The 14,459-nt window shown below is 41.9% G+C and carries 16 protein-coding genes; 9 read left to right on the forward strand and 7 right to left on the reverse strand.

All coding sequences use genetic code 11. The features are described 5' to 3' along the window. Positions 1–13 precede the first annotated feature (13 nt). Positions 14–1,822: an oligoendopeptidase F gene (gene pepF / locus AC3AQ9_RS00145; protein WP_488305439.1), complete on the forward strand. Its 1,809-nt coding sequence runs from the start codon at positions 14–16 to the stop codon at positions 1,820–1,822. 732 nt (positions 1,823–2,554) lie between these two features. Here the strand turns inward: pepF and AC3AQ9_RS00150 are convergent. From AC3AQ9_RS00150 to AC3AQ9_RS00160, 3 genes are all read right to left on the reverse strand, one after another. Next, positions 2,555–3,352, reverse strand: coding sequence for a ClpXP adapter SpxH family protein (locus AC3AQ9_RS00150; protein ID WP_488305440.1), 798 nt, complete (start codon positions 3,350–3,352; stop codon positions 2,555–2,557). Continuing rightward, entirely contained in the window at positions 3,349–3,747 is a 399-nt protein-coding gene (locus AC3AQ9_RS00155) for a globin domain-containing protein (RefSeq protein ID WP_488305441.1), read from the reverse strand. The genes AC3AQ9_RS00150 and AC3AQ9_RS00155 overlap by 4 nt, the downstream gene beginning before the upstream one ends. A 122-nt stretch (positions 3,748–3,869) precedes the next feature. Beyond that, positions 3,870–4,451 (reverse strand): CYTH domain-containing protein, encoded by a 582-nt coding sequence (locus AC3AQ9_RS00160; protein WP_488305442.1) that lies wholly within the window; start codon positions 4,449–4,451, stop codon positions 3,870–3,872. Between the two features lie 111 nt (positions 4,452–4,562). Here AC3AQ9_RS00160 and AC3AQ9_RS00165 point away from each other — a divergent pair, with 111 nt between their 5' ends. The 4 genes from AC3AQ9_RS00165 to AC3AQ9_RS00180 are packed head-to-tail and all read left to right on the forward strand — an operon-like array spanning position 4,563 to position 7,348. Further along, positions 4,563–4,952: a UPF0738 family protein gene (locus tag AC3AQ9_RS00165; RefSeq protein WP_488305443.1), complete on the forward strand. Its 390-nt coding sequence runs from the start codon at positions 4,563–4,565 to the stop codon at positions 4,950–4,952. Positions 4,953–4,974: 22 nt separating this feature from the next. Beyond that, complete coding sequence (gene yjbM, locus AC3AQ9_RS00170) at positions 4,975–5,652, forward strand: GTP diphosphokinase (protein ID WP_488305444.1); 678 nt, start codon at positions 4,975–4,977, stop codon at positions 5,650–5,652. Beyond that, complete coding sequence (locus tag AC3AQ9_RS00175) at positions 5,649–6,449, forward strand: NAD kinase (protein WP_488305445.1); 801 nt, start codon at positions 5,649–5,651, stop codon at positions 6,447–6,449. Before yjbM ends, AC3AQ9_RS00175 begins: the two co-directional genes overlap by 4 nt. Positions 6,450–6,451: 2 nt before the next feature. Next, positions 6,452–7,348, forward strand: a complete 897-nt coding sequence (locus AC3AQ9_RS00180; protein ID WP_488305446.1) for an RluA family pseudouridine synthase — start codon at positions 6,452–6,454, stop codon at positions 7,346–7,348. Here AC3AQ9_RS00180 and prpE read toward each other — a convergent pair. Further along, complete coding sequence (gene prpE / locus AC3AQ9_RS00185) at positions 7,333–8,070, reverse strand: bis(5'-nucleosyl)-tetraphosphatase PrpE (protein WP_488305447.1); 738 nt, start codon at positions 8,068–8,070, stop codon at positions 7,333–7,335. The genes AC3AQ9_RS00180 and prpE overlap by 16 nt on opposite strands. A gap of 95 nt (positions 8,071–8,165) precedes the next feature. On the opposite strand from prpE, the gene mgtE reads away from it, so the two are divergent. Continuing rightward, the gene (gene mgtE / locus AC3AQ9_RS00190; protein WP_488305448.1) at positions 8,166–9,536 is read left to right on the forward strand and encodes a magnesium transporter; all 1,371 of its coding nucleotides are present in this window, start codon (positions 8,166–8,168) and stop codon (positions 9,534–9,536) included. A gap of 81 nt (positions 9,537–9,617) precedes the next feature. Further along, positions 9,618–10,388: an enoyl-ACP reductase FabI gene (fabI, locus tag AC3AQ9_RS00195; protein ID WP_488305449.1), complete on the forward strand. Its 771-nt coding sequence runs from the start codon at positions 9,618–9,620 to the stop codon at positions 10,386–10,388. Between the two features lie 509 nt (positions 10,389–10,897). Here fabI and AC3AQ9_RS00200 read toward each other — a convergent pair. The 3 genes from AC3AQ9_RS00200 to AC3AQ9_RS00210 form a co-directional block, all read right to left on the reverse strand. Next, positions 10,898–11,329, reverse strand: a complete 432-nt coding sequence (locus tag AC3AQ9_RS00200; protein WP_488305450.1) for a GNAT family N-acetyltransferase — start codon at positions 11,327–11,329, stop codon at positions 10,898–10,900. Further along, a complete protein-coding gene (locus tag AC3AQ9_RS00205; RefSeq protein WP_488305451.1) occupies positions 11,330–11,848 on the reverse strand; it encodes a YjcG family protein in 519 nt (172 codons plus the stop codon). A gap of 75 nt (positions 11,849–11,923) precedes the next feature. Continuing rightward, entirely contained in the window at positions 11,924–12,646 is a 723-nt protein-coding gene (locus AC3AQ9_RS00210) for an alpha/beta hydrolase (protein ID WP_488305452.1), read from the reverse strand. Between the two features lie 103 nt (positions 12,647–12,749). Between AC3AQ9_RS00210 and AC3AQ9_RS00215 the strand changes: the two genes are divergently transcribed. Then, entirely contained in the window at positions 12,750–13,334 is a 585-nt protein-coding gene (locus AC3AQ9_RS00215) for a phosphatidylglycerophosphatase A family protein (RefSeq protein ID WP_488305453.1), read from the forward strand. 104 nt (positions 13,335–13,438) lie between these two features. Further along, positions 13,439–14,428: a TAXI family TRAP transporter solute-binding subunit gene (locus tag AC3AQ9_RS00220; RefSeq protein WP_488305454.1), complete on the forward strand. Its 990-nt coding sequence runs from the start codon at positions 13,439–13,441 to the stop codon at positions 14,426–14,428. Positions 14,429–14,459: the final 31 nt, after the last annotated feature.

Below are 14,459 nucleotides of genomic sequence, written 5' to 3' on the forward strand. Positions count from 1 at the left end.
AGGAGGAATTGGAGTGGCAGATAAACTATTGTTAAGAGAAGAAGTTCCTACAGAAATGACATGGAAATTGGAAGAAATTTTTGAGTCTGATGAAGCTTGGGAACAGGAATTTAAAAAAGTGACAGAATTGGGCGAGAAAGCCGGTTCTTATCAAGGCAAACTTCAAGATGGTGCAGAAGCTCTTTATGAGGTTCTGGTATATAAAGATGAATTATTGCAGCGATTACAGAAACTATATACGTATTCGCACATGCGTTATGACCAAGACACCACCAATTCGACTTATCAAGCGATGGATAGCCGAATCAAGTCATTATACGCAAAAGTTTCAACTGGCTTGTCTTTTTTAACACCTGAAATCCTCAGTTTGGAAGAAACCGTGCTGAATAGCTATATCGAAAACCATGAAGGGCTGCAGCTGTATAAGCATGCATTGGAAGAATTGAATAGTGTCCGCCCTCATGTTCTGCCTGCTGAACAGGAAGCATTGCTTGCACAATTATCAGAAGTTGTCAGTTCTTCTTCCAATACATTTGGCATGCTGAATAATGCCGATTTGGAGTTTCCGGAAATCGAGAACGAAGACGGTGAAATGGTACAGATCACGCATGGCAATTACAGCCGTTTCCTTGAAAGTACAGATCGTCGAGTAAGGGAAGATGCGTTTAAAGCGGTGTATGCCACATACGGGAAATTCCGTAATACGTTCGCTTCAACTTTATCGGGAAATATTAAACGCGACAATGTAAATGCACGTATCCGGAAATATGAATCAGCCCGTCAAGCAGCCTTGTCTGATGATCATATTCCTGAAAGCGTTTATGATAATTTAGTGGAAACTGTAAACAATAATCTTCATTTGCTTCACCGTTATGCAGCGCTTCGCAAAGAAGTGCTTGGTGTGGATCAAGTCCATATGTGGGATATGTATACACCGCTTGTTAAAGAGGTGAAAATGGAAATCCCTTATGAAAAAGCGACAGAAACCATGCTCTCTGGCCTTGGAGCATTAGGAGAAGAGTATGTAGGGATTGTAGAGCAAGGCATCAATAACAGATGGGTGGACGTCAAAGAGAACAAAGGCAAGCGAAGTGGAGCGTATTCGTCAGGGGCTTATGGCACCAACCCATATATTTTGATGAATTGGCAGGACAACGTGGACAATTTGTTTACATTAGCTCACGAGTTTGGCCATAGCGTCCATAGTTATTACACCCGTTCTTCTCAGCCTTACGTTTACGGAGACTACTCAATTTTTGTGGCAGAAGTGGCTTCAACTACTAACGAGGCCTTGCTGAATGAACACATGGTTAAAACTACAGAAGATGACCAGGAACGCATATACTTATTGAACCATTGGCTGGACGGTTTCCGGGGAACTGTCTTCAGGCAGACGATGTTTGCTGAGTTTGAACACTTGATCCATCAGATGGATCAAGACGGCGAAGCACTGACTGCAGACCGCTTAACTGAAGTATATTATGACTTGAACAAAAAGTACTTCGGGGAAGAGGTAGCTGTAGATGAAGAAATTGGAATGGAATGGGCACGCATTCCACACTTCTACTATAACTATTATGTGTTCCAATACGCGACTGGCTTAAGTGCTGCAACAGCCTTAAGCAAAGGGATTTTAGAAGAAGGGCAACCCGCTGTTGACCGATACATCAACGAATTTTTGAAAGCGGGAAGCTCGGATTATCCGATTGAAGTGCTTAAGAAAGCGGGCGTGGATATGACTTCTCCAGAGCCTGTAGCAGAAGCATGCAAAGTTTTTGAAGAGAAACTAAATGAACTAGAGAAGTTGCTTTTAAAGAAATGAAAATAAAAAATGCGGACTGCCAGGATATTTGGCAGTCCGCTTTTTTTATTTTCCTAATATAGCAAAGTGCTTTCAGTTTGCTGTCCATTGTAATGTCAATATGACAAATTTGTGAAATCCTTTGTGAATTATTGCATTAACTATTATTTCATGATAAAGTTAGGTTGTGAAATAAATCACATACAAACATACACCCCTTTGTTTGAGCGTGAACATTTCTCCCATCCCCTTTGTGTAATATGGAAAGGCGCCTTCCGGACGTGGAAGGCGCCTTTCGCTGTTTTATAAAGAAAAGTGGAAGCGCCTGTTCAGCTCCGACGGGCGTAAGCCGATTTGGCGAAGCGGCATATCTACAGCCGCACAGCCGAAGTGGATTACGACCCAAGGAGTTAGGCGCTGCAACTAGACAGGAAAAGCGGAAATGGCCGTTAAGATTCGACAGGGATAAGGCGAACCAGAGAAATGGCGCTCTTTGCCACGCAGCTGGGTTAACTTATGCCCCGAGAATCTGGCGATTGCAGCTAAGACAAAGAAAAGCGGAAGCTCCTGTCCAACTCCGACAAGCGCTGGAGGGCTTGCCGGAAATGGCATTCTTAGCCATTAACGGAAAGGCCGTAGCGACCTCGAAGAGCTAGGCGCTGCAGCCGGATAAAGAAAAGCGGAAGCGCCTGTAATAGACACAGCTAGATTACAATTGCATATAAATAAAAAGCCTTTCGCATATGCGAAAGGCTATTTTAAAGTCCATAAAGTTTGATCGGGCAAATTGATGCGTTCCAATTTTTGCTGTAGTACTTGCTTTTTTAATTCGCGTTCAGCTGTTTGTTCAGAAATATTATATATAGAAGCAATTTCTCTAGTTGCCAAAGTAGAGTACTTTAAGAATAATTCATTTAATGATGGCGGCGATTGACGATTTAATCGCTCTTCTCCCAGCATTTCTTGCAGAATCGTTTGATAGACATCATAAGAATATAGTCCGGATACTTTAACACCTTCATCTTCAATGCATTCATTGAAAAAAACAATACTCGGCACTTCGTCAATTTCCATTTCACGAGTGATATGCAAGTCGCATTGAAATGCTTTTGCGGTATGAACAGAATGAAAATCACGTTTGAATTCTTCATGGTCCAAATCGGATTCTTCTGCAATTTCTAAAAGAATAGTGTAAGAAGAAACGTCTTTTGTCCTGAGCATCAAGTATTCCTGCAATTTATGCAAGAAACGGTTTCCAGCACGCTTTCCTTGCAGTTCGGCTGCTTTTACGGCAACTGATGCCAGAACAGGATGCGAAAGACTGTTTGTATCAATATTGACGGTCTTGCTTATTTTGTTCAAATTAAATAATTTAGTGCTTAACACAAAGCGCATGGAAAAATAATGTCCGTATTCGATTTGGAGCTTGCGAATAATTCCTTGCAGTTCCCAGCATTCTGGATTTAAAGGGTCAAAAAAAACATACAGTTCCATTGGCTTCAGCGTTTTTTCTTGCTTTTCTGTCTCTTGAGCCAGGTCCAGATTGTTCATTCTAACTCCTCCTCGCTATCTTGCTCATTCACCATATGATGAGCAGTCAAAACAAGCCGTTGATAAAAGACTTCTCGGAATTTCCCATCCAATCCAACTTCATCCATTGCTTCACTCATGCATTCGAGCCAGGCTTGTGCGCGATCTGGAGTTATAGGAAAAGGATGATGCCGTGCTCTAAGACGCGGATGCCCGTGTTCTTCAGAATATAAATTAGGTCCACCTAAATATTGAGTCATAAATTGTTTCTGCTTTCTAGCAGTTTCAGTCAGATCCTGTGGGAATATAGGCTGCAGCTTTGGATGCTTTGCCACTCGTGCGTAAAATGCATCGATTAACTGTGACAAGCGTTCCGCACCAATTTCTTCGTACGGAATTATTGGTTTTCCAGTCATCATTGTGTCTCCTTTGCTTTAGCTGTAAATTCATTTTAACAACGGAGTGAGAATTTCTCAAACAAATCGACTGAATGCGATGGGAATGAAAGAATTTTCATCTAAAAAAGTTACATTTTGAATTAGATTCCAGATTTAACCGCTTTCATGAACCGGGCTATTTTTTTATCCGCCGGGCGGACTGGAATATGCTGCAGCTGCAAGAACTCCAGAAATTGCTGTTCGCCAAGTTTAGCATCCTGTACTTCAAATTCCACTTCATAGTCCACGGTATCCTTATATTCTGAGTGGTCAAGAACCAGTAAGCCGTCCTTATAGTCAAGCTCAATTCGGTGTGTCGTCAGTTTTCCAATCATCATTAATTGAGATGGCTCTACTTGCAATTTTTGAAGAGCGGCATAAACTTCAGCCGCTTCGAATGAATGCCCTGTGAGCAAAGCTTCCGCTTGCTGCGCGTTTAATGAATCGGTAATTTCATAATTTCCTTCAAGTGCCGGAATTTTTAAAGTGCACTCATAGCTGTCTTGTTTTTTCCTTATGCGAAGTGCGCATTTGGCTTCTTTTAAGTTGAAATCCGCTGTGTCAAAATAATAATTTTCCTGAGTTTTTGCGTCATCCGGATTTAAATGGAAATGCAGGAGAAGTTGTTTATATTCTTCTCGGGTCAGCATGTTTTTAAATTCAATTTCAAGTTCTTTTGTCATGAATACACCTCTCTGTTATTTTTATTATCGGATAATCTCCGCCAAACTGCAACGAATGGCAGAGCTGTGTTAAAATATGGCTATATAACAGGCAGAAGGGAAGTACTTTTATTGCGCAAATTAGTTGAAGTGAAAGAAGGTTTAATCACAGAAAAACATGTTCAATTCAAAATTGAGGCAATGGAACCGTTTGAAGCGGTTGAAGCCGCTGGAAAAATGATTACTGACAGTGATGAATGTGCGTTTGTTTATTTAGTAGATACTGGAACTGAATATATTTATGTTCATTTCAAAGAACATACTTGGGCGAGTTTAGCGAATGCCTTGCAAAGAAACGATGTTCCATTGCTTCAATGGGGTGAACAAATCATGCCGCTGGCTGGCTTTCACGAGGAATTGTGGATGCTGATAGAGAATATAGAAGGTAACGACAACTACGGATCAGAATTTCGTACTGCGGTAGAAGAAGCTTTTCATGAGGCACTTGCTTCAAGGACGTAAAGAGAAGTAAGGGGGACACAATATGGGTCAATGGGATCGCTTTTTAGCACCATATAAGCAAGCAGTAGATGAATTAAAAATTAAATTTAAAGGGATGCGCCAGCAGTTTGAAACAGATAATACGAATTCTCCGATTGAGTTTGTCACCGGAAGAGTGAAACCATTAGCAAGCATTTATGATAAAACGCTTGAAAAAGGAATTCCGTTTGAGCCTTCAGATGAACTGGCCCACCAGCTGCAGGATATTGCGGGTCTCCGAATGATGTGCCAATTCGTAGGAGACATAGAAACAGTTGTAGCCTTGCTAAGACAGCGAAATGATTTGCGGATCGTGGAAGAGAAGGATTATATTTCCCACGAGAAGCAAAGCGGTTACCGGTCATATCATGTGATTGTTGAATACCCGGTCCAGACGATCAAAGGGGAAAAGCTGATATTGGCAGAAATTCAGATCCGCACCTTGGCTATGAATTTTTGGGCATCCATTGAACATTCACTCAACTACAAATATAAAGGGGTTTTCCCTGCAGAAATTAAGAAGCGGCTGCAACGGGCTGCGGAAGCTGCATTTCAGCTTGATGAGGAAATGTCGCAAATAAGAGATGAAATCCAAGAAGCTCAAGCGTATTTCAGTGAATTTAAAGAATCGCCAAGTACGCATTTTCCAAATGAAAGGGAAGGAGGCACATCGCCGCGATGAAATTTTTTATACAATCCAGAAGTGATGAACTTTCAAATGAATTAATGGGAACAGCACGTGATTATTTGCAGGATTTTGGCATGGAATGGGATGAGCAGTCGCCGGATGTCGTGCTATCAATTGGCGGGGATGGAACGTTTCTTCACGCTTTCCATAAATATCGGGACCAGTTGTCATCCGTTGCTTTTGTAGGAATACATACTGGCCATCTCGGATTTTACGCAGACTGGAAACCGATCGAAATTGAAAAGCTGGTGCTTTCTATAGCGAAGAAAGAATATGAGGTAATTGAGTATCCTTTATTGGAAGCAAGCATTCATTACCGCAACAAAGAGGTGCCAGCTGTCTATCTGGCGTTAAATGAATCAACTGTTAAATCACCAGATGTAACACTGGTCATGGATGTCTTTTTAAACGAAAGCCATTTCGAAACTTTTAGAGGTGATGGATTGTGCATGTCCACGCCATCAGGCAGTACGGCTTACAATAAAGCGCTAGGCGGAGCGATTATCCATCCTTCTCTTCAAGCTATGCAACTGACAGAGATGGCCTCGATCAATAACCGGGTTTTTCGGACAGTCGGTTCACCGCTTGTATTGCCCTCACATCACCGTTGTGCTCTCCGCCCGGTGAAAGCCGTAGATTTTATGGTCACTGTGGATCATTTGCAACTGCTCCATAAAGATGTAAAATCGATTGAGTATAGAGTCGCAACACAAAAAGTCCGTTTTGCCCGGTTCCGGAACCATCCTTTTTGGAAAAGGGTTCATGATTCATTCATCGATAGTGAGGTATAAATGTGAAACAATTCAAGCCATTTCAGTTAACATATATCGCTAAGAAATCTGGTGTTCTGCGGGAAGCATTAAGCGATTGGGGAATTTCCAAAAGGACTTTGGCTTCTGTCAAATACAGCGGCGGCCAAATTTTAGTAAATGGCAATAAGGTAACGGTCCGGCATGTCTTGGAAAAAGATGATGCCGTGACCGTTATTTTTCCGAATGAAGAATTGGGAGAAGGGCTCATTGCAGAGACTGGCCCTTTAAATATTGTCTATGAAGATCAAGCTTTGCTGATTGTGGATAAACCTCCGCTGCAAAACACCATTCCTTCGCGTGAGCATCCCAGTGGAAGCCTTGCTAATATTGTAGCCATGCACTTTAAAGAAAATGGAATCCCGGCGACACTTCATATAGCGACCCGCCTTGACCGTGATACTTCAGGACTTGTCTGCATAGCAAAAAACCGCCATATTCATCATATGCTTTCTATGCAGCAGCAAGAAAAGAAGATGATACGGCGGTACGATGCATTAGTGCACGGCAAACTTGCTGAAAAGAACTTTAAAATCACTGAGCCGATTGGCCGGAAAGAAAGCAGCATCATCGAAAGGGAAGTGCGTGAGGATGGCCAATTTGCAGAAACGGAAGTTGAAGTATTGAAGGAATTTGACGTGTTTTCCTATGTCCGGCTTCAGCTGAATACAGGGAGAACCCATCAAATCCGGGTTCACCTATCTCACATTGGCCATCCGCTGCTTGGTGATGATTTATATGGTGGAAAGAGGGATAGCATTCCCCGTCAAGCTCTCCATTGCAAATCAGTGGAATTAGTTCATCCTGTTACAGGAGAAAAGCTGTTTTTCACTTCCGCTTTGAATAAAGATATGGAAGAACTGATTTACGTAAACCGATGAAAATGATCGGGTTGATAAGGCTGATGAGAAGCGACCGAAACAAGTTGTTTCTCAGGAAAGCGGAATGCTGTCAGTGCCCCTCCGAAAACGCAGCCGGTATCAATATTGGCGGTTTGGTTGATTAAATAAGGCTGTTCAGTAGGCGTATGCCCATAGACAATCCATTTGGAACCATTATAGGACTTTGCCCAATTTTTTCTGATTGGCCTACCGTTAACATCAAATCTTCCTGTTATATCGCCGTATAAAACGAAAACAGCAATCTTTTTGCTGAGTGGCTTGCCAATCATATCGGCTTTGATTCCAGCATGGGCGACAATCAATTCTTCGTCCAGTTCCTGATATATGGGCAGTTTCTCGTAAAAGCGGCGGTAACGGGATCTGAATTCCTGTTGTTCTTTTTTAGGAAGTGTTCTCCATTCAGCAAGTGTGGTCTCCAAACCATTGTTTACTTGTACATTATTGCCTTTAAAATACCGATAAAGTTTGTTGCAATGATTTCCTGGGGAATAGAAGAGAATGCCCCGGTCCTGCATTTTAAACAAAAGCTGCAGCACTTCGAGTGATTTCGGCCCTCGGTCCATAGCATCTCCGACGAAAACGAGTTGCCGCCCTTCGGGATGTATATAAATTTCTTTCTCATTTTTATAGCCGAGTTTGCCAAGCAATTCCAGCAATTCATCAAAGCAGCCATGAATATCGCCAATAATATCGTATTTCACAAAAATCACCTCTTAAATCTTGATTATCTCTATACATAGTGTAACGTAAGGATTGGAATTACAGGTCCCTAAACATTCGAAAGGAGGGAGTTTACATGATGGAAGAAAAAGTAGTGCACGACCAAGAACTGAACGAGGAGTTATTGCTCGAATTATTGCAACGTGGAGACTTAGAAAGTTTCCGGGAAGAATTTTTGGCACATCATCCATATGACCAAGCAACATTTTTTGCGAAAGCTGAGCATGAAATCCGCCAGCAACTGTATCAGTATCTCTCTCCTAAAGAAATGGCCAACACATTTGAAGCCATTGAATTAGACGACGATGAATACGAAGATTTATTCAAAGAAATGAACGTCCATTACGCAGCGGACCTGCTTTCTGCTATGTACACAGACGATGCCGTAGACATTCTCAATAAATTGAATAAAGATCAGGTGGCTACTTACTTAACTATCATGGACAAAGATTCTGCACGGCAAATCAAGGATTTGCTGCATTACGAAGAGTACACAGCTGGATCTATCATGACGACCGAGTTCGTATCTATCCCTGAAAACTCTACTGTCCGTTCGGCGATGAATATTCTTCGGAATGCAGCACCCAATGCAGAGACTATTTATTATGTTTTTGTAGTTGACGAAGATAAAAGACTTTCTGGAATTGTTACTTTGCGTGATTTGATTATTTCGGATGAAGATACATTAATCAAGTCGATTATGAATGAACGTGTAGTCAGTGTGTCAGTAGGTGAGGATCAGGAAGAAGTGGCCCGGATGATCAAGGATTATGATTTTCTGGCAATGCCTGTAGTGGATTTTCAAAATCATTTACTTGGAATTATTACAGTAGATGACATCATCGATGTTTTGGATGAAGAAGCATCGGACGATTATTCAAAATTGGCCGCCGTATCGGATATGGATAATTTTGATAGAGGGCCTTTCACTGCCGCAAAAAAACGGTTGCCATGGTTAATTTTACTGACTTTTCTTGGTATGCTGACCGCCAATTTGATGGGCATGTTTGAAGCGACCCTTGACCAGGTTGCGTTATTAGCTGTATTCATACCTTTAATAGCCGGTATGGCTGGAAACAGTGGCACTCAAGCGCTCGCTGTAGCAGTTCGGGGAATTGCCACGGGTGATATCGAAGAAGAAAGCAAAGTGAAATTGTTGTTCAGAGAAGCTGGGACCGGTTTAATAACTGGAATTGTATGCGGCATTGTAGTCGTTGGACTGGTGTATTTTTGGAAAGGAGAGCTGTTGATCGGTCTTCTTGTGGGCACAGCGGTTATGGGCTCCATCTTTGTCGCCACATTGGCTGGGTCATTTATTCCTCTGCTAATCCATCGATTGAAAATTGATCCTGCAGTAGCTTCTGGACCATTTATCACTACCTTAAACGATATCATTTCCATCCTGATTTATTTGGGACTGGCAACAACTTTTTTAAATAGCCTATAAGAGAAGTGCGAATTGCACTTTTCTTTTTTATGGAGTATTATTAGTACCAGGTAATAATAATAGGTATAGGAGGAATTTTGGATGTCAATATCTTTAGCAGGAAAAACTTACGTCGTCATGGGCGTAGCCAATAAACGCAGCATTGCTTGGGGAATTGCACAGTCACTGGATCAATCCGGTGCACGCTTGATTTTTACATATGCCGGAGAACGTTTTGAAAAGCCGGTACGCGATTTGGTGGCTACATTGGACGGCAACCACGAATTGATTTTGCCTTGTGATGTAACAAGCGATGAAAGCGTAGAAAACTGCTTCACAACCATCAAAGAAGAAGTAGGAACGATCCATGGCCTTGCTCATTGCATCGCTTTTGCAAAGACAGAAGAACTGGCAGGAAACTTCTATGATACATCACGCGACGGCTTCTTACTGGCGCAAAATATCAGCTCGTATTCATTGACGGTCATAGCAAAATACGCCAAGCCTCTAATGACAGAAGGAGGAAGCATTGTCGCTTTGACGTATATCGGTGGTGAGCGTGTAATGCCTAACTATAATGTCATGGGAGTGGCTAAAGCTTCACTTGAAATGTCGGTGCGCTATTTAGCGGCTGATCTCGGTAAACACGGAATTCGTGTAAATGCGATTTCTTCTGGGCCAATCCGTACTTTATCAGCAAAAGGCATCAGCGGTTTCAACACGATTCTTCATGAAATTGAAGAAAAAGCACCGCTTCGCCGCAATACTACTCCAGAAGAAGTAGGAGATACGGCTGCATTCCTGTTTAGCGATATGTCCCGTGGGATTACAGGCGAGACCATCCACGTAGATAGCGGCTATCACATTCTTTAATACTAGTACCATCTAGAAAAGCAGGACTCTTTGTGAGTCCTGCTTTTTTATAGACTATCGAGAAACCTTATGCTTACCTTTCATTTCGCTCTAGGCGGACGCTTTCCGCGGAGCGTGGCCTAAGCCTCCTCGCTCGCTTACGCTCTCTGCGGGGTCTCAGGCTCACGCTGCTTCCGCAGGAGTCGCCGCCTTTCTCTGCATTCAACTTCGTTTAATCACCTTTTGTGATTCTCTGAAACAGTGCTTGTTTGAGAAAACTCTCTTTTGTTGCTTCCTGTTCTCCAGATAAGGAGTAAAGACTTGCCCACGCAGGCGTCGGTCAATGTCTTGCCTGTGGGGCAGCCCAAGCGATGAGACGGCCTAGACCCTGCAACATCCTTTCATGTCTTGAAGCTAGCGCAGCGATGAAGCGGATTGGCGGAATTTCAATAAAATGTTTAAAACTAAAATGAATTTCAACTTTCTTACTCAAATGTAAAAAACAGGACTCTTTGTGAGTCCTGTTTTTTTTATATGATCTTTTTCTCCATTGCCCGGTGAGGTACACCGGCATCCAGGAATTCTGGAGAATTTACGGAGTAGTCCATTTTTTCGTAGAAAGGAACAGCATAGGATTGGGCATTTAATTTTAAAGTGAATAATCCGGCTTTTTGTGCATATTGCTCCATTTCGTTCATCATCAATAGGCCGACATGTTGGCCGCGGTATTCCGGAAGAACACACACGCGCTCAATTTTTCCGATGCCCATTTCGAGTTCTCGTATACGGGCTGCAGCTATTGGCTGTTCCAGTTCGTAGGCAACAAAATGAACGGCTGTATCATCGAACTCATCTAATTCGATGTGCAATGGTATTCCTTGTTCTTCGACGAACACTTTTCGTCTTACATCATATGCTTGCTCTTTTTCAATAGGTTTTTCTGCTATTTTCACCTTAATCACTTACTGGTCATCTCCTGATAAACGAAAAGTATCATAAACGGTCCATGAACCATCTTCTAATTGATAAAGCAAATGAATACGGTCAATTGTTTCTTCATGGTCAATGCCTACCATTTTCAATTGGCCAAAAATATCTGCATGTTCGGAATCAGACATTTTTTGAGCAATCGTTACATGCGGCACATACGAATATTTCGGCTGGCTGCTAAAGAAATCTTTATGCAAGTCTTCGTGAAGAGATAAGATTTCAGGATTTGGGTCAATTTTAAAATAGAGTGTATTTGTTAAAGGCGCAAAAGTACTGACGCGAGTTGCGTGAAGCTGAAAAGGTTTGTGGCGCTTCACAATTTCAGTTAATTCTTTTACCATGTCTTTAATTTGATTTTCATCAACCTCAAACGCATCTTTTAACGTCATATGCGGTGTAATCAATTCATAATGGGGATCATAACGTTTGCGATAAGAGTTTGCAACGTCCTGAAGTTTTTTAGATGGGAATGCGACAACACCGAATTTCATAAAAAGCCCTCCTAGTCTGTAGTAATACTTCAATATTTATTATACCAAAAAAACATGAAAGCCGTGAATTGACAGTTATAAACCGAAGTTCTGCAGCAAAGCCCTTTTTAAGTCAGGTTGCCAATGCTTCCATGTATGGTCTCCTTCAAATTCTTCATAAAAGATAGAAAACCCTTTATTTTTCAGTAATTTGTTTAATTTTCGATTAGGTTCCAGAAAGTCTGCGGTTTCTCCGGACATTAACTTTACAGCAGTTTCGCCTTTTCCAATTACATGGTAAACCGTAAATGCATTAGCTGAATTAAACGCATCTACCGTTTCCATCAATTCATCGCTTACTTTAGGAGACTGCAGAATTACGCGGCCAAAGATGTTTGGATATTTTAATGCGGCGCTGAGTGATACGGTGGCTGCTAGTGAGTCTCCGATTAAAGCACGTCCCATTCCGACTTGATAAGTTGGGTAATTTTCATCCAAATAAGGCACCAGTTCGTGCGCTAAAAAGCGTAAGTATGCGCCATGCTTTTCACCGGTCGGCTCGTACTTGCTGCTGCGGTCTTTCACATTTTTATATGGAACACCAACGAATATAATGTTTTCAATTTCGTTGTTTTCCAATAATTCATCCGCAATACGCGGCACACGGCCCAGCTGGAAATAGTCTTTGCCGTCAGATGCAATAATCAAAGTATATTTATATAGTGGTGAAAAATTAGCTGGAAGGTAAACCAACAGTTGTATATCTTCCTGCAATTCCTTACTGTAAATGGATAAATCCTGTACCGTTCCTCTGTTCATCAATAGACCTCCTAGTGCTTTCTGTACGAAAATTGTAACATATTCATCGGTAGAGGTATAATGGGCAAGAAAGCTAAAGACATTATGGAAGGGGATATGACTTATGGATGGAGGGAAATTCCGTGTACATTCGGAAGAAATAACAAAAGCGACTCTTGAAGCATTGGAGCGCAGAGGTGTGAAAAGTGAAGAAATCGCAAAAATTGTATTGGAAATGCAATTGCCTTATAACGATGGGCTAACAATTGACCATTGTATTGAGTCAGTGGAAAGTGTTCTTAGGAAACGTGAAATGCAGCATGCATTACTAGTAGGAATTGAATTGGACGAACTGGCAGAACAAGGGAAGTTGTCGCATCCGCTCCAGCAGATTGTTGGTTCGGATGAAGGGTTGTTCGGAGTTGATGAAATGATTGGACTTGGTGCTGTTTTAACATATGGCAGTATTGCGGTTACTACTTTTGGTCATTTAGATAAAAACAAAGTCGGGATTATCCGGAAATTGGATACGAAAATCGGCGGAGGAGTCCATACTTTCCTAGATGATCTTGTAGCCAGTGTAGCGGCATGTGCATCTGCGCGCATAGCTCATCGCACGAGAGATTTAGAGGAAAAAGGAATGACGTTTGAAGATGTGGCTCCGAAAGACACAGCCCCTGAAACTCATGTGGAAGGCGCAGAAACATAAAAGGGTTCGTTTTTCTCATAATTTTTGGAAAATTCAGATGGTAAACAAGTCTAAAGGCATGTTATGATGAAGTTGCAATATTCAAAAAAGGGGGAATTTATTTTATGGCAAACAAAAAATTGGGAGTGTTCGCTGCAATTACATTAGCTGGGTCGATTTTTCTGGCAGGATGCGGAGGAGACACAGCAACTGACAGCGGAGAAGGAGGAGAAGGCGGGGGTTCTGCAGATCCTGAATTTCTTAGCATCTTAACAGGCGGAACCACTGGTACTTATTATCCATTAGGTGGAGCAATGGCAACCATTATAGAAAACGAGACGGGAATTGATACGACTGCTGAATCTTCTCAGGCTTCTGCGGCTAATATGACAGCACTTGCTGATGGCGGTGCCCAGATTGCTTTTGTCCAAACGGATACGGCATATTATGCAGCGGAAGGTACAAATATGTTTGAAGGTGAAGTAATTGATACGGTATCTGCAATTGGCGCGCTTTATCCTGAAACAGTCCAATTGGTGACTACTGCGAATGCCGGTATTGCTTCTTTTGAAGATTTAAAAGGGAAAAAAGTCTCGGTCGGTGCACCAGGATCCGGTACGTATATCAATGCAGAACAGCTGCTTGAAATCCATGGCATGACGATGAAAGACATTGAAGCACAGAACCTGGATTTTGCTGAATCCCAGGAAAGTTTGCAAGCAGGGCAAATCGATGCTGCATTCATTACCGCTGGGACACCTACAGGGGCTGTTGAAAGTTTAAGTGCGACTGCCGATGTTAGAATCGTCCCTGTGGCAGAAGACAAGGCTAAGGAACTGATTGAAAAATATCCTTATTATACGAACGATACAATTAAATCAGGAACATACGGGTTAACAGAAGATGTTCCGACTGTTTCTGTACTGGCGATGCTGGTAGTACAAAATGAGCTTTCTGAAGATCTAGTTTATGACATCACAAAAGCGATTTATGAAAACACCGATCAAATCCAACATGCAAAAGCAGAGTTCATTAAAGCAGAAACTGCTCTGGAAGGCATCGGAATCGATGTACATCCAGGTGCACAAAAGTATTTTGATGAAGTGAACAAATAATATCTGACTAAGTGACGATAAAGCGAAAGCT

This window comes from Planococcus sp. VCh962 (genome assembly GCF_057748275.1).